Below are 24,047 nucleotides of genomic sequence, written 5' to 3'. Positions count from 1 at the left end.
TAAAAAAACATCCTACCTCACTAAATCACCAAATAATGTCCAACTCTGTACTCTATTTATTTTAACATTAATTAGCTCCCCTGTCAAATCACGGTTTGATTCAAAGATAACTATTTTATTTGAACATGTCCTTCCGGTTAACTTATTAGGATCTTTTTTACTCTCTCCTTCTACTAATACTTCAACAACTCTACCCTCTAAAGGCTTATTTTTCTCTAAACTGATATCACTTTGGATATCCATTAAGCGTTGTAGCCTCTCCTTTTTAACCTTTTCAGAAATCTGCTCCTCATATTCTGCAGCTGGAGTACCTGTTCGCTTAGAGTAAAGAAAACTATAAGCCATATCAAATTCTACCTCTTTAAATAAATCAAGGGTCTTTTCAAAATCATCTTCACTCTCCCCTGGAAAACCAACAATTACATCTGTTGTTATCGCAGCATCAGGATTATTCATTCTAATTTTTTCTACTAATCTTAAATATTCCTCTTTTGTATAATTTCTATTCATCTTTTTAAGGATTTTATTACTACCAGCTTGAACTGGCAAATGAAAATGATTACACACTTTATCCAATCCACTAATAGTCTCAACCAACTTATCACTGAAATCTCTCGGATGAGAGGTCATATAACGAATCCTAGCTAACCCTTCAATTTGATCAACCTCAGTTAATAAATCGGCAAAATCAATCTCTTCTTCAAAATCCTTTCCATAAGAATTTACATTCTGACCGAGCAAAGTCACTTCTTTGACCCCATCTGCTACTAAATTTTCAATCTCATTAACAATATTCTCTAATGGACGACTCTTCTCTCTTCCTCTAACATGAGGTACAATACAATATGTACAAAAATTATCACATCCATAGATAATCGTAACAAAAGCTTTATGGTCATCTTTTCTTTGGACAGGCATCTCTGGGATCAACTCTTTTGACTCCTCCCAAACTTTAACTAAAGGGTTCTTATCCTCTTTAGCTTCCCTTAATAATTTAGGAAAATGATGAATATTATGAGTTCCAAAGACAATATCAACATGACGATACTTCTCTTTAATCTCCTTAACTACATCCTCTTGTTGCATCATACAGCCACAGATACCGATGATTAAATCTGGGTTCTCTCTTTTTAAGCTTTTAAGTTGGCCCACCTTACCATAAACCTTTAATTCAGCATTTTCTCGTACACAACATGTATTTAGAATAATTATATCAGCATCCTCTAATTTTTCAGTCGATTGATATCCTTCATCTTCTAATACCCCTGCCAGCTTTTCTGAATCATGTTCATTCATTTGACAACCGTAGGTAATCAGATGCATGAGTTTTTGTTCTTTCTTTTTAATTTCTGTCATTTATGTTCTCCTCCTAAAATTCATTTTTAAGTTCAACAATTATTATAACACAAAAATGTATATTTAAAAGGAATAAATATAAAGAAGGAGACAAAATCACCTCTTTTAGTCGTTTTTTTAATGAATACCACTTTCATGCGCAATGAAACTGATAGGATTCCAGGCATAAATAAAGCTTTTAGGAATATACAATCTAGGCTGATAAAAGAGTATGATATTAGACCCCAGCTCTATTTCTATAAAGAGAATTAGAAGTGATCTATAATCCACGATTGGCTAACGTTTTAGGAAGGTTGAAAATTGGAGAAGACAATTTGGATAAGATTAAAATTTTCTGCCAATATCAAGAAAACGATAGCCACCTCTTAGTTTTAAATAACTTTCTTCCTCTTCAAAAAAATTAATTATTGCTCCAAGCTTGTAGCCCATTCCCTCTCCTGCTTGGTGTCTTTGACGTTTTCTTCTATTTAAAAAATCAGTACGTTTTTTTATTTATTCTTAACATATTTTTCTTTCAAGCATAGTATGTGGTAAAGATACTGAATTTTAAGGAGGTTAAAGATATGGGAGCACCTATTAAAGGCCCGACTGGAGGAGACGATGCATATATTTTATTTTTAATCTTAATTCTATTAGTCTTGGGTTTTTATAGTTACACTAGCTTTAGTGCATAAACAACAAATTTTTAGTCTATTACTTCTTTAAACACCCCCATTTTTATAAGCGAGTCAACTGGCTCGCTTATTTTTTATTTTGTTAACATGATTTTGAACCATACATATTACCTTGAAAACAATCCCCTTCTTCTCTTATTTATTTAACCCCTTTATTCTTTCTCGTTTCCCAGTAAACCATTTGATGTTTATTCGGGCCAACCCTGAAACTCTGAGTTAATTATCTTGTAGCTTAAACTCAATAACCTTAATACCTGCTTCTAAGCTTCAACACTATCATTCAATAAATTATAAACCTCAATTAATAATAAATCCATTAACTTATTTCTAAACTCTTCATCTTTTAAGACTCTACCATAAAAATCTTGATTTTTCTCATAAGAATCAACTACCACATCATCAAACTGACCTTCATAAACTAGAGCAAAACCTTCTCAAGTATTAACTTCAGCTTTTGTCTTTAATTTATCGCTATCTATTAAAATACTTGTTATATGATTTATAGGTATTTTAATAGACTCAGCAAATTCAGAATCAAATCTTTCATTTAACCTTTCAATAATCACACTTAAGCGTTCTTTTTCCTCATTTTAAGAACCACCACCAGAAACAGTGATTCCTATATCATAAAAAGCTCCCTAAATGGGAGCCTCTTGAGTTATATCTTAAATTGCTCTACTAAGCTATTTAATTCTTCAGCCATATTAGCTAATTGTTGCGAAGAACTTGAAATCTGTTGCATTGAAGCAGACTGCTCTTCGGTTGCATTAGAAATCTCTTCACTTCCTACTGATAATTGCTGCTGAGCTGAAGCAATTTCTCCAATCTGATTAACTACCTCTCCTATATCGCTCACTATTTCCTTAAATGTCCTTCCAGTCTCCTCTAAGGCATCGGCTCCAGACTCAATTTGAAGATTATTTTCTCGAATTACATCAACAGATTTTTCAGTTTTCTCCCCTAATCTATCAATTATATTCCGAATATTAGATACAGAGCTTTGCGTCTGCTCTGCCAATTCTCTAACTTCGTCAGCTACAACAGCAAAACCATGCCCTTCCTCCCCTGCTCTAGCTGCTTCTATTGCTGCATTCAAAGCTAACAAATTGGTCTCCTCAGCTATACTGGAAATAACCTCTACTATTTCTCCAATCTCCTGAGAAGATTGATTGAGTTGCTCAATCACTTGACCAGATTTTTCAGAAGTAATAAGAATCTCTTTCATCTTTTGATCAGTCTTTTCCATTTGCTCTAGACCATTCCGGGCCAACTGCTCTACATTTTCAGCTATCAAATTAACATTATCAGAATTATCACTTACATCATTAATACTTGCAGAAAATTCTTCTGCCGTAGCAGTAATCTCTTCAATAGAACCTGTTGCTTCTTCACTCGATGCAGATAGCTGTTGACTAGTCGCTGAGGTCTCCTGGGCAGATTGGCTTATACTTTGTACTATATCCCTCAGATTATTACTCATCATATTAATAGCCGTTGCTAACCTACCAAGTTCATCATTATTATCATAACTTATATCTTCTACAACAAGGTTTCCATTAGCAACTTCATTGCTCACCTCTACTACCTCATCTAAACCTTGCTTAACCTTCTTACTTACAAAATAAATAGTTACTAACCCTACTAATATCGAAATCAAAATAGTAATTATTAATGCAACCAATATATTATGTAAGTTACTTTGGGCTTCTTCTAGAGCTTGTAAGCGAGCTATATTAACTAACTCTATTATTTCATCTATATACTCTACACTACCTCTTCTAATTTGAATAGTATCCAGCCTCTGTTCTAGATATTCTTGGTCTAAACCATCATTTACTGCTGGCACTATCTCAGCCAAAAAAAGCTGTTCAACTTCTTCTTTATTCACTAAAAGACCATTATATAAATACTCTAATCTTTCTGTATCCATCCGTGGCCTAATAACTTCATCTAACTTATCAAATTGTTGGGATAACTCCTCAAACTCTGTAACTATCCTTTCCTCTTCTAAAGTAATATAATCAGCAATTCTAACATCCATCCTTGTAAATAATGAGGCCATCTCAGTTAAATGAACAACTCTTTCTCCTCTTTTTCCTAGAGTTTCTAAATCAGAATTAGCTTGGTATAACAGACCTGACACAATCAAAGCTGAACTAGAAAATAAAATAAGTGTTAAGATTAAAGCAGTTCCATATTTCCAACTAATACTTAAATTCCTCCACCTTAACTTCTTTAATACTCTCACTTAACTCACTCCTAATTTAATTATTTAAAATCATATCTAGAATATGGAGCAGTTTCTTCTTCACCTTGAAGAGTAGAAAATAAAGTATTCATATAGATATTATATCAAAAAGACAAGATAATATCTAGCCATCTGTTTAAAACTCTTCTAATTTATAACGATTTTTAGAAATCATAATATCCGAAGATAAGTAGAGTAAATTAAATTTTTTTGAATAATAAAGTTGCTTCTACAAATTATAAGGATATAGTATGGAAGGGAGGGGTATCAAATTTTTGAAATACCAGTTCATTATATTTATCCGATCTATACCATGATATTATTTATAGCTTTTATCTCTATAATTCCAAAAAAAGTAATCGGACTACTTGGTATTTATGGTATCACATTTGGTGCTCTCTTTGATATACTCCTCATTATTTTAGGTGATCATATATTAAATTTAGGTGGCCATATTAATTACGGGCCGTTTGGATTTATGGGAATTGCTTTTTTCCCTCCAATAGCTTGGACTATCTACTTTATTATGTATTTATACTTTTTACCTACTAAAAAACCATGGAATTATCTTTTTGCGTTAACAGGTGGTCTTTACAGTGCACTCTTTGCCAATGTATTGGTTAATCTTGAAATTTTCAAATCAAATTATGGTAGAGTTATTGTACCTATTATTTTCTATTCCTTATGGCACCTTGCAGTAACTTGGCTATATTTAAATTATTTCAAGAAAAAATCATTTTATTAAAATAGATTTCAAGTAGTTTTTATAACTAACTAGAATCTCTCTTCTTCATCAACTTAATAACTTTTTTATCTAACTTTCGACTAATAGCCTGTACTCTTTCATTTAATAAATCATTATTCTCTGCTTCCTTATTCATTTTCCTGCGCAAGAGTTCAATCTCTTCTTTCAGTTTATTATTCATAAGCACCACCTCTTTTTAACAGTAGTAATTATTACTATAACGTGTTCTTCTAAATATGTCAAATAATTCTGAGAGAAGGATGCAATAAAAAAGTCAGATCAATTAAGATCTGACTAAATATTAAGTTACTTCTATTTAATTATGGTCCTCTATTATCTCTTCTGCTTTTTGATGTTGATTAGGAAACAAACCACTCGGCAAATATTCACTCCCTACAGTCTTACTTACCAAATAACGAGCACAATTAGAGTTATCGCCTTGACAATACTTCTTTTTATACAGACTTGCTAATCCCACTTTTTCATTCATCTTATCATTAAAAAATGCACAATTAGTTATATGCTCACAGTCAGCCATCTTAAACCCTCCTTGCAGTATCTTCAATCACTTCTTCACGCTTTTTCAATTCTAAGATATTAATAGGACAAGCTTCAACACATTCAGAGCATTTGATACATCGAGAATCAGTAAATCGATTTTGCTCATTGAAATTAGTATAAGGCTCCAGCTCTAGCGGACAATTATTAGCACATAGACCACATTCACGACATTCAGTAGGTTGATTAATCGTAATCTTTTGCTCAAAAGAGCGATTAACCCCTAATAGATTTCCAAGTTGGCCCATCAATTGACCTATCGTCCCCATCGGACAGAAAGAACACCAAGTCCTTGGACTGATCAAGATCGCTAAGCTAGCTCCTAAAATTGTAGGCATCACTAAATACTGCACAGTAAACATCAAACCTAAATTGTCAATAAACTCTTCACTACCCCAAGTACCAATCACATTCATCAATCGCATACTAAACATCCCCATAAAGAAGATAAAAAAGCCCCATTTCAAAATTGGAGATTTAAAAAAAGCAGGTACCTTTCTGGAAACTGAAAACTTCTTAATTACAATATCAAATAAACTACCATGAGGACATAAATTTCCACACCAATACTTCCCATTAAATAATCCAATTGCTATTATTCCAAACATAATAACGATCATTGCTAAGCCTAACAAAGGATAAAACAGACCTCCAAAAGCAATCATAGGTACTAATAGCCATGAATATCTTTTAATATTATTCAACATTGATTCTCCCTCCTTATTAACCCCCTATCCGTGGGGTAGTGTTATTATTATAAACTCTTTTATCACCAATGTCAAGCAGAGTCATATTGTATAACTAATCAATCTTTTTTAATAATTAAAAATAGTTTTCACTACTTTAAATTTATTATTTTTAGCAACTTGTCCATAGATCCAATTTATAATTATTCACAAATTGTAACTTTAAATGTCAATTCTAAACTAGGAGAAAAAATAAGAGTTAACTCAAAAACAGGAAAATTTGTAGTACTTTTAGGCGTAAATGCAAGTTCAAACGCTATATTTTTTTCATATAAGATCAAAATTAAGGTTGTAAGCTCTTGCACTGTTAATTTCTTCTTATTCAAAACCTTTTGAAATAAACTAATTTTAAGAATCTGATTTAAAATTTCCACGTTAATACCTCCTACTACAATATATGACTCAATAAAAAATTAGTGTATTAAAAAAAAGAGGGTTAGACTCTGCAGAGTCTAACCCTCTTTTTAATTTAATAGTATCCAACTCCTAATATTAATAAAATTAAAATTAAAAAAATGACAAATTCTGGGCCAAAGCTACGTCTTCTTCTTCTATGGCTATCAGAACCTTCAGCTGCCCCCATTAATCTTCCTCCTTTCTAACATAAATTTACTACATTATATTCAGCCCAAGTATAAATGTTAATGTTTTTCTTAAATTCAACTATATTCTAAGTATAAAATTTCCTTTAATCATAATCCAAAACTAAATTAAAGATTAAATCAACCTTTTAAAAACTTTAAAAAAGACAATTCCCTAAATAAAAATAAAAACTGCCTACCGGCAGTTAAAAATGACCTCTATCTTTGATTTTTTCTATAACTAATAATGAACACGAACCAACCAAAATTTTACACTTTGATCACTCCAACCCAAATCCCAAGGAACTCTATGTCGATCTACATTATGAGAATTAACTAGAGCATAGCCTTTAGAATCAATTCCCGTCACAACAGATATATGCCCCACCGTTCCCCCTTTTTCATAGGCAACATAATCTCCTGGTAATAATTTATAAGAAGCTTCCAGCACCTCTTCATAACTACCACGAGCAATTCTACTTGCTCTTCCACTATAAATCATATACTGATTGAAGGCATGAGCATTAACCCACGCTCTACTTCCTGCTCCACGTTCATATCGCCAAGTACCATCTTTTGGAAACCCTCCACCTTCATGTAACATCTGAGAAGCAAAATTAGCACAATCTCCTCCTAGAGGATTATAATTTTTATATTCAGAATTATACTGAAATTCATATTTCGGTAAACTAGCAGCACCTGAATATCTATCTACATATTCTACTGCTTTTACTCTTCTTGGATTAAGCTCCGATAGATCTTTTGGTTCATTTGCAAGAATCAAATCTTTAATCTCTTGATTTTTGACCTGATCTAGCCTTAAAGAATCTGCAAAAGGATCTTTATACCATTCCCTTATGATAACCCACCTCTCTTCTCGAGGCATCAGATCAAGTGAATGATATGTACCAATTCTGAAAGAGTTGGACGTTGATAATGAATCATTGTAGACATATTTATATTCTGTAGATACTAATAAATTTAATGAATATCCATCATCTTTCTTACTAGCACGTTTAACAATAATTTCAGAATTAATTTCTGTAAAATTAACCCCTTGTTTATCCGACCATTTATGTAAATACCTCATTTTTTTGATTTCATGCTCATAGGCCCATAAACTATATCTAACTTCTCCATCATATAAACTTTTTAATAGTGATCTATCTTCTATTAATAAAGCATTATTACGATCCTCGAAGATCTCCTGAACTTTTAAAAACAACATATCATTTGAACTCTCATCCATTGTTGTAACAGAGACTTGCCCCCCTGAATTCCAAAAATAAATCCCTAATCCAGAACCTGTAAAAAAACTCACCACCAATAAGATCACTATACTTCTCTTTAATTTAATTATAATAACTATTTTCCCCTCCAAAATGTACTCATAGGATTATATGTATGCTTTCCAAAGACTATTCCTAATTAATTTACCTATATAAAATAAATTCTATATATCTTTTTTCATCTAACCTTTCAAACTCAAAAGAATTTAAATTAATTATACTGAGAGGAAATGCTAATTTATATAATTAAACTCAAAGATGAAATTGAGAAAAAACAGTAATTTTATTAATCAGAAAATAAAGATTTAATTATCATAACAATGCTTTTTTCAAATTATTTAATTCTTCAAGAACCTTTCCAGTTCCAAAGACAACACACTCTAGAGGATCATCAGCTAAATATACCGAAACTCCTGTTTCATTAGCTAGTAACTCATCTAAGCCAGATAATAATGCCCCTCCTCCTGCCATAGTTATCCCTCGCTCTATAATATCCGTTGATAATTCTGCTGGAGTTTTTTCTAAAGTTTCTTTAACTGCCCTAATAATACTGTCAACTGGATCTTTTAAAGCAGTTTGAACCTCTAACGCACTAATTTCTATACTCTTAGGTAAGCCATCTAACAAATTACGTCCTCTTACTTCAATTTTGCTCTCTTTAGTCACAGTAGAGGTTGGCCCAAAATAAGCTGAACCAACTTCAGTCTTTATCCTTTCTGCTGTTTTCTTACCTATCATTAATTTATAAACCTCCCTCATATAATCAACGATTGCTTCATCCATATCATCACCAGCAACTTTAATAGAACTCTTAGTTACAATTCCGCCTAAAGATATAACTGCTATTTCTGTCGTCCCTCCGCCTATATCAACAATCATATTTCCAACTGGTTTATCAATCGGCAGACCTGCACCTATTGCAGCAGCCATTGGCTCTTCAATTAAATATGCCTCTTTAGCTCCTGCTTTTAAGGAAGTATCAATGACTATCTTTTTTTCCACCTCATTTACACCTGATGGCACACAAACAACAACCTTAGGATTAAGTAATCTCTCTCTTTTATAAGCTTTAGCAATAAAGTAGTTTAACATCTTTTCTGCAACTTGAAAATCTGCAATGACTCCATCCCGCAATGGCCTAACTATTGTCAAACCTTGTGGCACTTTACCAGTCATTTTTTTAGCTTCCTTCCCCACAGCCAATACTTTTTCTTCCTCATTGACCTTGCTTTTAATAGCTACTACTGAAGATTCACGAATGACAACTCCTTCACCATCAATATAAACTAATGTATTAGATGTTCCTAGATCTATCGCTAAGTTTTTAGAAAATAATGATGTTAAAAAATTTAGCATTCTACTACTCCCCCCTTCTAATTAAGTATCTCTTTTTAATCTAATATTAAGCTAGCAGTTTGAAGCTGAGTAAAAACAACAGTTACAAACTTATTCCTTAATATTTAATTTAACTTAGTCTTAAGATTGAATAATTCAAACTTCACTACAATTATATCAGTAAAAAGAGACTAAATAAACTATTTATATAGTTGAAACCAATAAAATAATTCAAAATACCTCTATAAAAAAGATTAAAACCCGAATTTATCCGCTTCGGATTTTAATCTATACTACAATCAAAATATTCAACTGCTTAAATAACACTAAAACAAACTCTTATCTCCCCTTAAAACAAAGATGATTAACAATTACCAAAACTTCTATTTTCAGGAACACAAATAATATCTCCAATTCCTAAATTTGCTGGATCTACACCTGGATTGAGCATTCTTAACCTTTCAACTGTAGTATTAAGCCTCCTTGCTATTAAATAAAATGTATCTCCTGGCTGAACTCTATATGCTCTACTTCCTGGTGGACAAGGTGGGTCAACTGAACTTCCACTACTATAATATCCTGGTGGTTTTCTACGCCTACGCCTTCTACGTCTACGTCTACGCCGACGCCTTGGTGGTTTAAGATAATCCCCCATTAGATCACTCCTTTCTTAGTATTCTTACCATATTATATTCAATAAAGAATATTATGTTAAAAGAATAAAAGAAAAAAGTGATCTCCAATCATACTGAAACTTAAGGCTAACGTTAAGTTACTCATTTAAAAATCTCTAAAAATAACAAATTATCAATAACTTTTATTCCTCAATAATTAAAAACTGCTCTCTAACAGTTAAAATGAAAATTTCAAATTATAAGGTAACTATATCAAACTTGAATTGTAAATTAATTTTTTTAATGATAAAATAGTTATAAATTAAAAGTAGGGAGGAATAACTATGAATTACCTTAAAAAAACTGCATCTAATCTAATAGAATTAGATAGATTAGTTCTTTATCGTAATCTTTTAACAGATCCATTGATCGCTAATTTGAATAAATTGATTAATAATATAACCTCACAACATAGAAAAAAAAGAACAGCAGAAAAGATTTATTACCAAATACACTCTAATTTAATTGAATTTAATGAAAAAAATCAGTTACCAGGTAATCTATGGCAAAATTATTTAGTTAAACTCATTTTAACAGATAAAAATATCTTCTCACTTAACAGTGAAAACTTAGGGGATAAGTTAGGGAGTAGCCTATATCAAGCAGCTTATCACGACCTGAAAATTTTGCATAACTTGTATCAGTTAGACTTAATTAAATTAGGAAAAAAAATGAACTTAAAAGTTCCTAGTTTCATGGTTTCTTTTTCTCCTTCAAGATCTGAACAGAATTTCACAAAATTAAAATCAAACTTTGCTAATTCAAACCACACTAAAAAATTAGTCAAGCAATTAATTAATTATTATCACCAATATGGTGCTGGTAAATTAAACCAATATAGTGCCTTTCATTGGCAACCTCAGCAAGGATTGAAAGGAATCAATAAACCAGATCCAATTTCCTTAGATGATTTAATCGGTTATGAACAACAAAAAGAAAGATTGATCCAAAATACTGAAAGTTTCCTAAACGGTAAGCAAGCAAATAACGCTTTATTAGTGGGAGCAAGTGGAACAGGAAAATCATCTACTATTAAAGCTTTACTTAATAAATACGCTAAACAAGGCTTACGATTAATTGAAGTTAGTCGTAATCAGCTAAGCCATCTTCCTCAATTAATAGAATTACTTAAAGAGCGAGGGTTATATTTTATCATCTTTATGGATGATCTCTCATATGAAGATTTCGAAACAGAATATAAACATCTAAAAGCCATTATTGAGGGTGGGTTAGAAGTAAAACCTGACAATCTTCTCTTTTATGCTACATCAAATCGTAGAAATTTAATCAAAGAAAAGTGGAGCGATCGTAATCAAGGTGAGTCTGGCGAAATCCATCCTTCAGATGGCAGACAAGAAAAACTGTCATTAGCAGAACGATTTGGAATTACAATCACTTACCTAGCTCCTGATCAAGAAAAATACTTAACCATAGTTAACAAATTATCTAACAAATATGATATTACACTATCTAAAGAAGAATTAGAAAAGAGAGCAATCCAATGGGAAATGCAACAACGTGGACGTTCAGGTAGAACAGCCCAACAATTCATCAATTATCTTTTAGGAGAATTAAATTAAAGTCAACTCTAATCCTCCTCTAAATCTTCTTCAGTTAGTATTTCTACTTCAGCCTAAAGTTCATCCTCTTCTTTTTCCCCTTCGGAAGGAGCTTCTTCTAACGGTGGACTTTCTATCCCTTCTGTTTCTACTGGTGCTTCCTCCACCGGTGGATTCTCTAACACTTCTTCAGGTGTTTTATTAGATACTTCTTCATTAGGAGAATCCTCTAATATTTCAACCTCAAGTGTATCTTCTTTTGTAGCTGTTCCTAAATATAAATAAACAGCAGTATAACCTATAAAAATAAAACCAACAACTACAGCTATCATTGCCATTAAAGAAAACTTATTTTTAAACATATTTACCCTCCGTTTTCAAAATGATTATTTAAAATTAATTATATAATTCAAATGTGATGTTTTTTTGAAGTTTAATTAAGTTTTTTCTGAAAATCTATAAAACTTTTAATTAGAACAAAATCTCTCCTAAAACTATCTATTTAACAATAAAAGCTCATGTAGTTAACTCCCTGAGCTTTTATTGTTAAATTATGCACTTATCTTACTAAATATTTTATTATTTAAAACTTTAATATACGTTCCCTTCATCCCCAATGATCTAGATTCAATTACATCTGCACTTTCAAGTTTTCTTAGTCCAGTTACAACTATTGAACGAGCAATCCCCATCTTATCAGCAATTTTACTAGTTACTAGTAGACCTTCTTCTCCATCTAACTTTCCTAAAACATGTCCAACAGCTTTTAATTCTAAATGTGATAGAGAACCTAGTGCAACATTAACTGCTGTTTTTTTTCGTGCTTCTTTTTTCGATTTCTTTCTGCGTAATCTTAATACTTCCATTCCTACTACTGTTGCTCCATATTCAGCTAATAATAACTGACTATCATCAAATTCTTCATCAAATCTGGAAATAATTAATGTTCCTAATCTTTCTCCTCCTCCATTTATCGGCGTAATAGTAACTAATTTTTCATTAAAGCAACATCTTTCTTCTTTAAAACTACATAAACCTTCACGATCTTCATAGTTAGTTAACATCTTATAGTTTTTTAATAACCACTGATTATAATCTATAGGAAATTGGCCCTCTTTAATAACTTGTTCCGCCATTAATTCACATTTAAATTTAGTAATTAATTGATGACCTAAAATTTTTCCTTCTTCATTGATTATATATACATTGGCCTTGGCCTTTATGCAATCACTCAATACTCTTGCCATCTTTTCAAAATCAATTTCTCTTTTTTCAAAATGTTGAATCAACCTATTTATTCTTCTTGTTTTTTCTAATAACTTTTCCATAATTAATCCCACCTTCACTGCTTTTCTTGTTACTGAATTCACAATTGTATTCAAGTTAAAATTTCTATCATAATTATATATTAAAGATTTATATTAAATCTCCTGCTTCTATTGGTATTTTTACTAATCTTATATCAAAGTAATAACACCATTATGACAACTCCAAAAAAATATCTGCTATTTTAGGAATAAAGTGAGTTGCTTTATTTCTTGTAGATTAATTTCATAAATCTTTTTATCTCGATCTTCTTGATTACTTTCAAAAGAAACTATTTTGTGATACAATTACATGAGAAATTTAAAGGAGTGTCTAAAATGCCTACTGTAAAAGAAATATTAAATATTGCAGCCTATGCAGGTAATATCATTTTAAGTAATGGTGCAGAAACTTACCGTGCTGAAGAAACGATTAGCCTAATCTGTAAAGCATATGGGATGAAATCTGTTGATAGTTTTGTCACTCCTACTGGTATTTTTATCTCAATTGATAATGGTAAAAACACCTCTAAAACAATCGTAAAGAGAGTGACTAATCGAACTCACAATCTGACTAAAATCAGTAAAATTAATAACTTTTCTCGCCAACTACAAACTGAACTATTAGACTACCAAACAGCTATCAAAAAACTAAATCAGATCAATTATAGAGAAGATGAATATAATTTAACCTTAAGTACATTACTTGGTTCTTTAGGAGCAGCAACATTTGTAATCTTAGTAGAAGCTAACTATATAAATTTGATTCCTGCTTTTTTAGTCAGTCTGAGTTCACAAATTACAATCAAAAAGATAGGTTTTTTGAGAAGAATTAATTTTATCCCTGAAATTATTGCTGGCTTAATTGCTGGATTTGTATCTTCACTACTTTATCATTTCAAAATAGGGGATACACTTAATGTTATGGTGATTAGTGGTATTTTACCTTTTGTTCCTGGTGTTTCTATCACCAACTCGATTCGTGATGCTATTAACGGAGATTTAATTTCAGCTACTAGTAGAGGAGTAGAAGCCATCTTAATTGCTATTAGCCTTGCTATTGGAGTGGCAATCTCATTAGGAGTGTTTGTTCAATGACAGTTTTTTTTAATTTGATCGCAGCTTTTATAATGGTATTAGCTTTTGGGGTTATATTCCAAGCACCAAAGAGAAGTCTTTGGCTATTAGGAGTTACTGGTAGTATTAGTTGGGGGGGGTTCCTTGCCTGTCAAAATTTGGTTGGTGATACTGTTACATCTGTCTTCATTGCTTCACTAATTATAGGCGTCTGTAGTGAGCTTTTTGCCAGATGGATCAAATTGCCTGCCACAGTATTCATAATTTCTGGTATTTTGCCATTAGTTCCGGGTATTCCTGCCTACAATACAATGTTTTTCATCCTTAAAGGGGATTACCTTAAAGGTCTAGAGGCTGGAATAGATACCTTATTAATTGCAGGATCTATTGCATTTGCCATCGCAATTACTGGAACAGCAGCTAGGTATTATAGAAGCAAACTAAATAATCATTAAGGTAAATTTATTTGCTAGCTTATTTGGCCCACTCATCAAGCTTATTCTGTACTAAATAATTGATTGTACCTTGAGGGTATCCTCCTGCTTTATTCTTACTACCAGCTTGAAATCCTGTTAAAATTTCTAATCCTTCTTCTATATTAGAGATAGCATAAATATGAAATTGCTCATTTTTTACCGCCTCAACAACTTCATCACTTAACATTAAATCTTCAATATTTTGAATAGGAATTAAAACCCCTTGCTCCCCTGTCAAACCTTTCAATTTGCAAATTCTAAAAAAACCTTCAATTTTTTTGCTAATACCACCAACTGGCTGAATCATCCCTTTTTGATTAATTGAGCCTGTTACAGCTAAGTTCTGTTTGATGGGCACTTCTGATAATGCAGATAGTAAAGCATATAATTCTGCACTAGAAGCACTATCTCCGTCAATTCCAGAGTATAATTGTTCAAAACATAGACTTGCTGATAATGATAATGGGCTTTTTTGGCCATATTTTTCTCCTAGATAAGCAATTAAAATCATCAATCCTTTATCATGTATCTTACCACTCATTTTAGTCTCCCGCTCGATATTAGTAATACCTTTATTTCCTTGGTAAACAGCAGCAGTAATTCTTGTTGGTTTGCCAAATGCATAATCCCTTAAATCTATAATAGACAATCCATTAATCTGTCCAATTTCAGCCCCTTCTGTCTGTAATAAGATTTTCTCTTTATGGTACATTTCTTCTACTAGTTCTTGCTGTTGATTAACTCGGTATCTTTGTTTTCTTAATGCTTTATTAATCTCTTTTTGAGTAATTAAATCTTTATCTTCAATATTGGCCCATGTATTTGCTTCATATAATAAAGATGATATCTGTTCAAAGTTGCTTGTTAACTTCTTTTGATTTCCAGTCAGTTGAGCAGCATACTCAATTACCTTACCCACTGCCGCTCGATCAAGAGGTCGTAAATTATTTTTTTGGCATTGATAACTAATATATTTAACTAATTTATAATTGTTTTCCCCATTCCAATCTACTTCTGATGCCAAAACTGATTTCATTTTAAATAATTGACTAAAATTATTATCGTAATCGTATAATAAGCGATAAAGATTATGATTTCCTATCAAAATAACCTTAATATTAGCTGGAATCTCTTCTGGTTCTAAACTTGATAGTGGAGCTTTATCATATTCTTCACCTAAATTTCTCATCTTTAATTTGCCTGTTTTAAGTACTTGCTTGATCAACTTCCATGATTTAAAATTAGCTAGCAATTCCTCAGCTTCAAGAATTAAATACCCTCCATTAGCTTGGTATAAACTCCCTGCTTTAATATTCCTAAAATGAGTTATTAAGCTATTACCTTTAGTTTCATATTCTATTCGCCCTAATAAATTATAATAAGTAGGTTCTTCTTCAAAAATTACTGGCCTTCCTTCAGTCTCACTATTATCAACTAATAAATTAACTCCATATTTAATATTAGAATCCCAGCTTGTTTCTTGAGACCCTTTAAACAGTTCAATCTCTTTTTTACTCTCTTCTCTAAACTGAGCTAAACTACTAACAATATCTTCTCTCACCTGTTTTAAATAAAAATTTAATTTATCGAATTGCTCATACTTTTTTATTAATGGCTGTAAAAAGGGCTTTATAGTTTGAAGAATAATTTTTCTATCTAGTTCTTTTAATTCTTCTTTATACTTTTCAGTTATTCTTGTTAACTCTTTCAAACCTTCATTTATTTTTTCTTGAATAATCTTAACTTCTCGATCAACTCTTTCTTTTTCTAAAGGAGATAATTGCTCATATGCTTCCTCCTCCATTGGACTTCCATCTTCTAATAAAGGAATAATTGCAAAACCTGACTCCTCTTTTTCCAAAATAAATCCTAAGTCTTCTGCTTCCGACTCCAATTGGGCCAATATTCGTCCAACTTCTTGTTGATACTCCTCTTCTAATTCATTTCTATTTTTAATAAATTCTTGGTTAATAAAAATTTCACTCATTGCTTGCTCTATATTGTCAATAGCTGTTTCTAATTCTCTTTTAAATTCTTTGCCTAAACCTGCTGCTAAATTACAAGCGATTGGTTGTTGTTGCTCTTCAAAATTATATAAATAGCACCAATCATCAGGTTCTTTTTCTTGTTTAGCTTGTTCTTTAATTTTGTCGATAATAAAATCAAGTTTTTTTCTCCCCTGAGGTGCAACCACAAAAACATTATAATTATCCTGCTCAACATTTAGGCCAAATTTTATTGCTTCTAGTGCCCGTTGCTGACCAATCATTTCAAAAGAAGGATCTACTTCTTGAGTAGTTTCAAAATCAAACTGATCTAATGAACACTCTCTTCTCAACTTTTCTTTAGAAACTCTACTTTCGATCATCTTTTTTCCTCCTTTTTACTACATTATATTAAACAGAAGAAAATTGTGATAACTTTATTTCTGTATAAGTTAAATAACTAAGTTTATCACTAGCGTTGCATCGTTTTTTATAAAAAGTTCTTGAAAAAATAAAACTCCTTTGATTAAATGGATACGTACCCCCCAGTACAAAATCCATGAAATCAAAGGAGATGAAATCATGAATAATTGTACCATACTTTTGACTAAACTTCTAGATGTTATTGATAGAAAATTTTTGAAAGGTCTAATTGATAAATATAACTCAGATTATAAGGTTCATAAATTAACAACAGAAGTTCATCTATTATACCTACTTTATTTTCATCTTACTAAAAAAGAAAGTCTAGAAGATTTTATTTGTGATTTAGAAAATAATAATCAACTAAATAGAACATTACCTAAAATAAGCAAATCTCAGTTATCTCGTAAAAATGAAAGTAGACCTCATGAGATATTCTTTGAAATTTTCCAACACCTATTTGATAAGCTTAACGCTAATAAAGGGCTTCAAGAAACTTTAAAAGAAATTGGTTTTGTGAAAATCTTAGATTCTTCAACTATAAGTTTATGTTTGTCATTATTTCCTTGGGCTAAATTTAGAAGCACTAAAGGTGGAATTAAACTTCATACTTTATATGATTTGAATACTAATGCCCCAGAAAATATAATAATAAGCGATGCTATAATTCATGACAAAGAAATATTTGATAATCTGACCTTTAACCCTAGCTATACTTATCTCTTTGATAGAGCTTATATAAAGTATCAAAAGTTTGATGAGTTTATAGATAATGATATCTATTTTGTAACTAGAGCAAAATCTAATACTAAAATTGAAATCATTAGATTTTTAGATTTAAATGCCAAAGATAAAGAAGCAAATGTTATATTAGATGCTGATATAATGCTAGGTGATCATACTTCAAAAACTAGAATGAAACAGGAAATAAGATTAGTTAAAGTAAAAACAACTGATCGAAATGGCAATGAAAAAACCATTGATATTTTAACTAATCGCTTTGATTTGGACGCTCATGTAATAGCTTATCTGTATAAAAAACGGTGGCAAATAGAGTTATTTTTTTAATGGATCAAGCAGCATCTAAAAATAAAGAGCTTCTTTGGACAAAATAAAAATGCTGTTTTAACACAAATTTATAGTGCTGTAATCTTATTTTTAATTTTAAAATTACTTGAAAAAGAATCTGAATTCAAAGGAAGTTTACTTAAGCTCACTAGAAAGATAAAGTATTCCATTTGTTCAGTTACAACAAATGATTTCAATTGGAATAGATGGATTAACAGTAGTTGATAAAATTTTATTATCTAAAACCTAGGTTAATAGGCTTTCATCTAGAAATATATTCTATATTTTACTTTTAATATAGAACAATGACTACTTTCAAAGTAATTATTACTTTGAAAAGTCTACTAAGTTATAAATTTTTGATTACTAATTTGATTTGGTTGAGTTAGTAAATCTATATTTTTTAACAATGCAACGATAGTGTAAGTTTATATAAAAATAAAAAATATTTAAATGACCTATTAACATAAAAAAGTTTAAAATGGCAATAATAAGATTAGCTTAGCTTTAGTGAGGTGAAAAAATGGGAAATGATCGTTATAATGCAATAATTGTTGGAGCAGGGCCTACTGGTTCAGCAGCAGCAATTCGACTAGCTCAAAATGATCTTTCCGTTGCCTTGATAGAACGGGGAGAAAAACCAGGAACTAAAACTATGTTTGGAGGGAGCATCTATACGGCACCAACTTCTCAAGTAATTCCTGAGTTTTGGAAAAGTGCTCCTTTAGAAAGACCTCTTGTCACAGATGAGTTTTGGCTATTAGATCGTGATTCAGCAGTGAAAGTTGGCTTTACTGGTTTAAAATATAAAAGATCCCCTTACAATAAATTTTCTGCTTTAAGATCAAAATTCGACCCTTGGTTTGCTCAACAAGCAGTCAACGAAGGTGCTCACTTAATGACAAGTACCCTAGTTAAAGATTTAATTTACGAAAAAAATGGGTTGTTAAGTAAGAAAGTTGCTGGAGTTAAATTAGATTCTGGGGAGATTATCCATGCTGATATAGTCTTACTAGCTGAAGGAGCTAGTGCTAACTTAACTGAAAAAGCTGGGTTAAGAGGAAAAATAGAAACTTCTAGCATGTTTTTATATGTTAAGGAGGAGTTGGCCCTTCCTTCTGAAAAAATCGAATCAAGATTCAACCTTGAACCAGACGAGGGAGCAAATGTAGGAATGATCGGTTATCCTACCTCTGGAGTTGCTGGTAAGGGAGGACTATGGACTAACAAAGAATCAATTTCTTTAATTGTTGGGGGGTATCTAAATCAAATCATCAGTAAAGGTGTCAGCCCCTACCAAATGCTCAGCCATTTTAAAGCCCATCCGCTAGTTAAGCGGTTAATAGAGGGAGCAAGTACAGTTGCCTATAAATCTAGGATTATTCCTAAAGGAGGCTATAAAAGTCTGCCACAACTTTATGATGATGGAATTTTAGTTGCTGGTGATGCTGCAGTAATGATTAGTGGTCGAAGAGGAACGGATTTAGCAATGCTGACAGGACTATATGCTGCCGATATAATTGCTCAAGCCAGAGCAGCTGAAGATTACACTTCTAAAGTATTAAAAGGCTATGATAAAAAGGTTATGAATAGCTTCTTTATGAAAAATATCAAAAAAGGTAAAGGTGGTCCTAATTATGAAAAAAAACATCCTGATGCTGATTATTTATTGACCAAGGCAGCAAATGATGCAGCATATAAATTCTTTGAAGTTGGTTTAGAATCAAGTTCAGAAAAAATGAAAAAAATTCGCAATGAAATTTTAAATATGCAACCTATTAAAAAAACAGCTACAGATCTTTATTCTGCTTTGCAAGATTGGAGTGTATTTTAATGTCAAATTTCTTAAAAGATAATCAATCACCTCTTGATTATGTCACAATTAAAGTCGATGAAAATTCTCATATTAGCATTAAAGATCCAAAGAAATGTTTAAATAAATGTGAAAATAAACCTTGTACCTACTATTGTCCTACTCGTGTCTTCTCCTGGGAAGAACAAAGTAATAAAATAAAGGTTGATTACAGTAGATGTATTGAATGTCTAGCTTGTCCTTTTGGTTGTCCACTCAATAATATTGATTGGAACTTCCCACAAGGTGGTTATGGAGTTGTCTATCAGCCAAATGGTCAATAATATCAAATACTAGTAACTTTATCTATATAAATTGGATTCAACTTTTTCACTTAACCTCTTCTAACTCAAAACAATAGAGGTTAATTCTATTAATAAGAATTATTGATTCAATTTATATATTCAAAATACAAGGAGCTGAAATAAATGGAGCGAAAATCTAAATTAATGGTTGGTGTCTTCTCTACAATCCCGTTTTTGATGGTATTAGGAAATTCAATGCTCATTCCAGAATTTCCTAAAATAAGATCTGCTTTGAATATTACTCAGTTTCAGGTGGGTCTAATGATTACTCTTTTTTCTGCTGCAGCTGGAATCTCTATCCCAATTTTAGGATATCTATCTGATAAACATGGAAGAAAAAAGATATTAATTCCATCTTTAATTATCTACGGATTAGGGGGAGTCCTCTCTGGTTTAGCTGCTGCTTTCCTAAAAGAAAATGGGTATTATATAATTTTAGCGGGTCGAGTTGTTCAAGGAATTGGAGCAGCAGGAACTTACCCTATTGTAATTGCTTTAGTAGGAGATATCTTCCAATCAACCGAACGCAGCGAAGCTTTAGGGATTATTGAAGCTGCTAATGGATTAGGAAAAGTTCTCAGTCCTATCTTAGGAGCAGCAATTGCCCTAATTGTCTGGTATGCTCTCTTTTTCTCTTACGCCATATTAACAATTCCTATCGTAATTGCTGTCTATTTTATCGTTGAAGAACCAGATAGAGAAGAACAAGAGGATAATATAAAAAAATATTTAGGTAAGATAAAAAATATCTTTGAAGAAAAAGGAAAGCCATTATTTTTCAGTCTCTTAGCTGGAATTACAATCTTATTTGTTCTGTTTGGAGTACTATCCTTTATCTCTGACTTATTTGAAACTGAATATAATATTACTGGCTTAAAGAAGGGGTTATTAATCTCATTACCAATCCTATTTATGTCCACTACTGCATATCTATCTGGACTATACCTTAAAAATAAGGGCCAATACTTCAAACAAACAATGGCACTAGGATTACTTATTGATACAATTGCTTTAGCAACTTTACCCTTTCTAGATGGAATAGTCTTATTTGTAGCTTTACTTGCATTGTTAGGTATTGGTAATGGATTGGTCTTGCCAGCCTTAAATACCTTAGTAACCAGTACAGCCTCTAAAGAGCAACGTGGAGGAATCACCTCTATTTATGGTAGTTCTCGGTTTTTAGGAGTTGCCTTTGGCCCTCCAGCTTTTAGTTTGTTAAATGAAATAAGTACTACAGTTATGTTCATTACAGCCGCAGTAATCAGTCTCATTGTCTCAATTTTAACATATTTATTTGTTGATGAAAATATATTATTACCTGATGATATGAAGGAAGGTAATCAACAACAAAATGAACAAAGTCAAAAGGAAGATAATTAATCTTCCTTTTTCCCCTGACTTCTAGAATATTTCTCTAGATAATACCCATAAGTATCCTTTTTTGGGCTCTCATCTTTTGCTTTTGGATGACTTATGTATAGCCCAATCAAGATCACAACAATTCCTCCCCACAACCACAACATCCAACCACTCCTAACTTAATAGTAAATACACTTGATAAAATAACGCCATTAATCCTCCCGCAGTCAACGGGCCAACAGGAATTCCATCTAAAAAGATAATTCCAATAATTGAACCTAAAACTATCCCTACAATTAACTCTGGACTACTATCTAATAAATTTAGTCCCATTCCATTTACCTTAGTAGCCAAAATTCCACTAAGTAAAGCTAAAACACCTAAGACTGATTTATAACTTCTAACCATATCAGCAAGTGATATATCTCCATTTACTATCGGAGCCAATACAGAAAGCAACAAAAATAATAAGCCAAGTTTAATACCTTTATTCTCTATTAACAATAAAACTCCACTTAATCCACTTAATTTCAAAACCCCTAAAACTAAACTAGCAATAACTAATACAAAAGAACGTCCTAGCAAACCTACTGCAAAAATAATAAATAGAAATATATAACTACCTATCACTGATCTATTCAACTCCTTACTACTAGCTACAAATTTATAATATATAGTTGATAATTAATAATTAGAGCTCAAAATATCTTAAAAACATTATAAAGTCAAGCTTAAAAAATAATTGTTTCTAAGCTTTTTTAACTATATACTAGACTCTATATACTATCAACTATATTGTAAAACGCCAGGTTGGCCCTGACGCATTTTAACTCTATTTGATTTCTCCATCTTCATAATAAGGTAAATAATTTTCCTGCTCTTTAACAATATAATCAATATCATCTTCCTTGCCAAGCTCAATTAAATTTTTTCCACTTTTTGATCGTTTTAAAATAGTCACTATATTATTTTCATTCTGTACATAAGTCTGATAAGCAACTAATGCACGATCACTCAAATTAACTTCAACCTCTGTAATCAATTCTGCTAAAATCTTGCCCGCAGTAATAAAATCATCTAAAGCAAATTGACCAACAACTCCAGCACAACAAAAGAGAACTTCTTTTTTAGATTTTAACTCAGTGCTAACCTGCTCTATATTTAAAAGAGATGCTACTAGTATCTTTTTAGCTTCAGTTAAAGGTTCAAAACATTTTGTACCGTTAGTTGTTGTTAAAATAATCACCTTATCTCTAACTTTTTTTGAAATATAATCTCGTGGAGAATTACCCAAGTCAAACCCTTCTATTTTAGTTCCTTGTCGCTCACCAGCCAACAAAGAGTTTCCTTTAAATTTTCCACTTAACCTTCTAGCTACCTTAATTTCAGAGACAGGAATTACTTTTCTACATCCTCGTGCTAAAGCTGTTATAATCGTACTGCTAGCTCGCAAAGTATCGATTACAACCACAGTCTTATCCTTTGCATCTTTGGATTGAATTTCATTTGCTGAAAAAATTAGATCAACCTTCATATTTCATTACTCCTCCTAAATCAAGATTATTAATTTTATTATACTAAAAATCCATCTCTATAAATCCCTTTTCTTTTTCCAATGATGACTGAGAATTATTAATCACTGTCTTAAAAGTATCTCCCCGCAGACCGGTTCTTAAAGATTCTAATGCCAGTATCTCATCTGCTTTAATATTTCCCAAGTTAACATTATTTCCTAGCAAATTAATAAAGAATACTTGTTGTTTTTTCAAAGGAGCTTCCCAGATAATATCTGTTGGTTTAGGGGCTTCTAGTAATAACTTTTTTAACTTAAACTCATCTGCTTTTCCTTCTTCATCATAGATAGAAACTCCAGTTCCCGACTCACGAGCTTCAATAATTACTTTATATGCTCCATCAGCTAAATCCCTCTTCAGTTGTTTAACCATTTTATTTATCTTAAATTTTTCTCCTTTATCCTTTTTTCCAATCTCAGTTAATACTTTAAATCCTAACTTATTGGCTTGTTGAATTAAATTCGATCTTAAATTAACAGATAGATCAATCGTTCCATCAGATATTTCAATTGCTGTAAATCCTAATTGCTTTGCTTGCTTAAGATACTCATCTTTCTTATTTTGAATAATTGCTACTTCAAAAAAGGTACCACCTGGATAAACATCAATTTCATAAGATTTGATTAATTCAATCTTTTCTTGCAATATTTTCTGAGGGTATAAAGCTGACGTTCCAAAGCTTAATTTTAAAAAATCAATATAATTTGCATTTAAATCCAATAAATCTTTCATTTCACTCAATCCCAATCCTTTATCCAAAACCATCGTTAAACCATTTCTACGCGGTTTATCTTCCCTCCCAAGCAAGGGAAAATCAAAATCAAGTCCCCAACCGTTTTCCTTCACCACATCACCCCAT

General features: G+C 31.6%; 24 protein-coding genes. 7 read left to right on the top strand and 17 right to left on the bottom strand.

Annotated features, from left to right (window positions below; genetic code table 11):
* Nucleotides 1-12 precede the first annotated feature (12 nt).
* The 10 genes from miaB to ACKF5P_RS03200 form a co-directional block, all read right to left on the bottom strand.
* Nucleotides 13-1,356, bottom strand: a complete 1,344-nt coding sequence (gene miaB / locus ACKF5P_RS03245) for a tRNA (N6-isopentenyl adenosine(37)-C2)-methylthiotransferase MiaB (RefSeq protein WP_408956056.1) — start codon at nucleotides 1,354-1,356, stop codon at nucleotides 13-15.
* Between the two features lie 934 nt (nucleotides 1,357-2,290).
* A complete protein-coding gene (locus ACKF5P_RS03240; RefSeq protein ID WP_408956055.1) occupies nucleotides 2,291-2,425 on the bottom strand; it encodes a hypothetical protein in 135 nt (44 codons plus the stop codon).
* A 263-nt stretch (nucleotides 2,426-2,688) separates the two neighbouring features.
* Nucleotides 2,689-4,278: a methyl-accepting chemotaxis protein gene (locus tag ACKF5P_RS03235; protein ID WP_408956054.1), complete on the bottom strand. Its 1,590-nt coding sequence runs from the start codon at nucleotides 4,276-4,278 to the stop codon at nucleotides 2,689-2,691.
* A 770-nt stretch (nucleotides 4,279-5,048) separates the two neighbouring features.
* Entirely contained in the window at nucleotides 5,049-5,204 is a 156-nt protein-coding gene (locus tag ACKF5P_RS03230; RefSeq protein WP_408956053.1) for an aspartyl-phosphate phosphatase Spo0E family protein, read from the bottom strand.
* Nucleotides 5,205-5,339: 135 nt separating this feature from the next.
* On the bottom strand, nucleotides 5,340-5,561 hold the full coding sequence (locus ACKF5P_RS03225) for a hypothetical protein (protein WP_408956052.1): 222 nt from the start codon (nucleotides 5,559-5,561) through the stop codon (nucleotides 5,340-5,342).
* Between the two features lies 1 nt (nucleotide 5,562).
* A complete protein-coding gene (locus ACKF5P_RS03220; protein WP_408956051.1) occupies nucleotides 5,563-6,288 on the bottom strand; it encodes a 4Fe-4S binding protein in 726 nt (241 codons plus the stop codon).
* Nucleotides 6,289-6,470: 182 nt separating this feature from the next.
* On the bottom strand, nucleotides 6,471-6,701 hold the full coding sequence (locus tag ACKF5P_RS03215; RefSeq protein ID WP_408956050.1) for a hypothetical protein: 231 nt from the start codon (nucleotides 6,699-6,701) through the stop codon (nucleotides 6,471-6,473).
* Between the two features lie 448 nt (nucleotides 6,702-7,149).
* Nucleotides 7,150-8,277, bottom strand: a complete 1,128-nt coding sequence (locus ACKF5P_RS03210) for an amidase domain-containing protein (protein ID WP_408956622.1) — start codon at nucleotides 8,275-8,277, stop codon at nucleotides 7,150-7,152.
* A 232-nt stretch (nucleotides 8,278-8,509) separates the two neighbouring features.
* On the bottom strand, nucleotides 8,510-9,553 hold the full coding sequence (locus tag ACKF5P_RS03205) for a rod shape-determining protein (RefSeq protein ID WP_408956049.1): 1,044 nt from the start codon (nucleotides 9,551-9,553) through the stop codon (nucleotides 8,510-8,512).
* 343 nt (nucleotides 9,554-9,896) lie between these two features.
* Nucleotides 9,897-10,187 (bottom strand): LysM peptidoglycan-binding domain-containing protein, encoded by a 291-nt coding sequence (locus tag ACKF5P_RS03200; RefSeq protein WP_408956048.1) that lies wholly within the window; start codon nucleotides 10,185-10,187, stop codon nucleotides 9,897-9,899.
* Nucleotides 10,188-10,490: 303 nt separating this feature from the next.
* Here ACKF5P_RS03200 and ACKF5P_RS03195 point away from each other — a divergent pair, with 303 nt between their 5' ends.
* Nucleotides 10,491-11,786, top strand: a complete 1,296-nt coding sequence (locus ACKF5P_RS03195; protein WP_408956047.1) for an ATP-binding protein — start codon at nucleotides 10,491-10,493, stop codon at nucleotides 11,784-11,786.
* Between the two features lie 53 nt (nucleotides 11,787-11,839).
* Here ACKF5P_RS03195 and ACKF5P_RS03190 read toward each other — a convergent pair whose 3' ends face one another.
* On the bottom strand, nucleotides 11,840-12,127 hold the full coding sequence (locus ACKF5P_RS03190; protein WP_408956046.1) for a hypothetical protein: 288 nt from the start codon (nucleotides 12,125-12,127) through the stop codon (nucleotides 11,840-11,842).
* A 189-nt stretch (nucleotides 12,128-12,316) separates the two neighbouring features.
* Nucleotides 12,317-13,093 (bottom strand): GTP-sensing pleiotropic transcriptional regulator CodY, encoded by a 777-nt coding sequence (gene codY, locus ACKF5P_RS03185; protein ID WP_408956045.1) that lies wholly within the window; start codon nucleotides 13,091-13,093, stop codon nucleotides 12,317-12,319.
* A 315-nt stretch (nucleotides 13,094-13,408) separates the two neighbouring features.
* On the opposite strand from codY, the gene ACKF5P_RS03180 reads away from it, so the two are divergent.
* Both ACKF5P_RS03180 and ACKF5P_RS03175 read left to right on the top strand, forming a co-directional pair.
* A complete protein-coding gene (locus ACKF5P_RS03180) occupies nucleotides 13,409-14,167 on the top strand; it encodes a threonine/serine exporter ThrE family protein (protein WP_408956044.1) in 759 nt (252 codons plus the stop codon).
* Entirely contained in the window at nucleotides 14,164-14,601 is a 438-nt protein-coding gene (locus tag ACKF5P_RS03175) for a threonine/serine exporter family protein (RefSeq protein WP_408956043.1), read from the top strand. Before ACKF5P_RS03180 ends, ACKF5P_RS03175 begins: the two co-directional genes overlap by 4 nt.
* 19 nt (nucleotides 14,602-14,620) lie before the next feature.
* Here the strand turns inward: ACKF5P_RS03175 and ACKF5P_RS03170 are convergent, their stop codons facing one another.
* On the bottom strand, nucleotides 14,621-16,990 hold the full coding sequence (locus tag ACKF5P_RS03170; protein WP_408956042.1) for a Lon protease family protein: 2,370 nt from the start codon (nucleotides 16,988-16,990) through the stop codon (nucleotides 14,621-14,623).
* 199 nt (nucleotides 16,991-17,189) lie between these two features.
* Between ACKF5P_RS03170 and ACKF5P_RS03165 the strand changes: the two genes are divergently transcribed.
* The 4 genes from ACKF5P_RS03165 to ACKF5P_RS03150 all read left to right on the top strand — a co-directional run bounded on the left by ACKF5P_RS03165 (nucleotide 17,190) and on the right by ACKF5P_RS03150 (nucleotide 21,635).
* The gene (locus ACKF5P_RS03165) at nucleotides 17,190-18,098 is read left to right on the top strand and encodes an IS4 family transposase (protein ID WP_408956041.1); all 909 of its coding nucleotides are present in this window, start codon (nucleotides 17,190-17,192) and stop codon (nucleotides 18,096-18,098) included.
* Nucleotides 18,099-18,621: 523 nt separating this feature from the next.
* A complete protein-coding gene (locus ACKF5P_RS03160) occupies nucleotides 18,622-19,932 on the top strand; it encodes an FAD-binding protein (protein ID WP_408956040.1) in 1,311 nt (436 codons plus the stop codon).
* Nucleotides 19,932-20,234, top strand: a complete 303-nt coding sequence (locus ACKF5P_RS03155; protein ID WP_408956039.1) for a ferredoxin family protein — start codon at nucleotides 19,932-19,934, stop codon at nucleotides 20,232-20,234. Before ACKF5P_RS03160 ends, ACKF5P_RS03155 begins: the two co-directional genes overlap by 1 nt.
* 144 nt (nucleotides 20,235-20,378) lie before the next feature.
* Complete coding sequence (locus ACKF5P_RS03150) at nucleotides 20,379-21,635, top strand: MFS transporter (RefSeq protein ID WP_408956038.1); 1,257 nt, start codon at nucleotides 20,379-20,381, stop codon at nucleotides 21,633-21,635.
* On the opposite strand, the gene ACKF5P_RS03145 is transcribed toward ACKF5P_RS03150, so the two are convergent.
* The 4 genes from ACKF5P_RS03145 to ACKF5P_RS03130 all read right to left on the bottom strand — a co-directional run bounded on the left by ACKF5P_RS03145 (nucleotide 21,632) and on the right by ACKF5P_RS03130 (nucleotide 24,034).
* Complete coding sequence (locus ACKF5P_RS03145; protein ID WP_408956037.1) at nucleotides 21,632-21,778, bottom strand: hypothetical protein; 147 nt, start codon at nucleotides 21,776-21,778, stop codon at nucleotides 21,632-21,634. The genes ACKF5P_RS03150 and ACKF5P_RS03145 overlap by 4 nt on opposite strands.
* Nucleotides 21,779-21,788: 10 nt before the next feature.
* On the bottom strand, nucleotides 21,789-22,244 hold the full coding sequence (locus ACKF5P_RS03140) for a DUF441 domain-containing protein (protein ID WP_408956036.1): 456 nt from the start codon (nucleotides 22,242-22,244) through the stop codon (nucleotides 21,789-21,791).
* Between the two features lie 202 nt (nucleotides 22,245-22,446).
* Nucleotides 22,447-23,148, bottom strand: coding sequence for a 2-phosphosulfolactate phosphatase (locus ACKF5P_RS03135; protein ID WP_408956035.1), 702 nt, complete (start codon nucleotides 23,146-23,148; stop codon nucleotides 22,447-22,449).
* A 43-nt stretch (nucleotides 23,149-23,191) separates the two neighbouring features.
* Nucleotides 23,192-24,034, bottom strand: a complete 843-nt coding sequence (locus ACKF5P_RS03130; protein WP_408956034.1) for a phosphosulfolactate synthase — start codon at nucleotides 24,032-24,034, stop codon at nucleotides 23,192-23,194.
* Between the last annotated feature and the right edge of the window lie 13 nt (nucleotides 24,035-24,047).

The sequence above is a fragment of the Natroniella sp. ANB-PHB2 genome, from assembly GCF_046097105.1.
Taxonomy (GTDB): Bacteria; Bacillota; Halanaerobiia; order Halobacteroidales; family Halobacteroidaceae; genus Natroniella.
The sequence above is the reverse complement of the archived record's forward strand: the minus strand, read 5'-3'. Positions and strand labels throughout refer to the sequence as shown.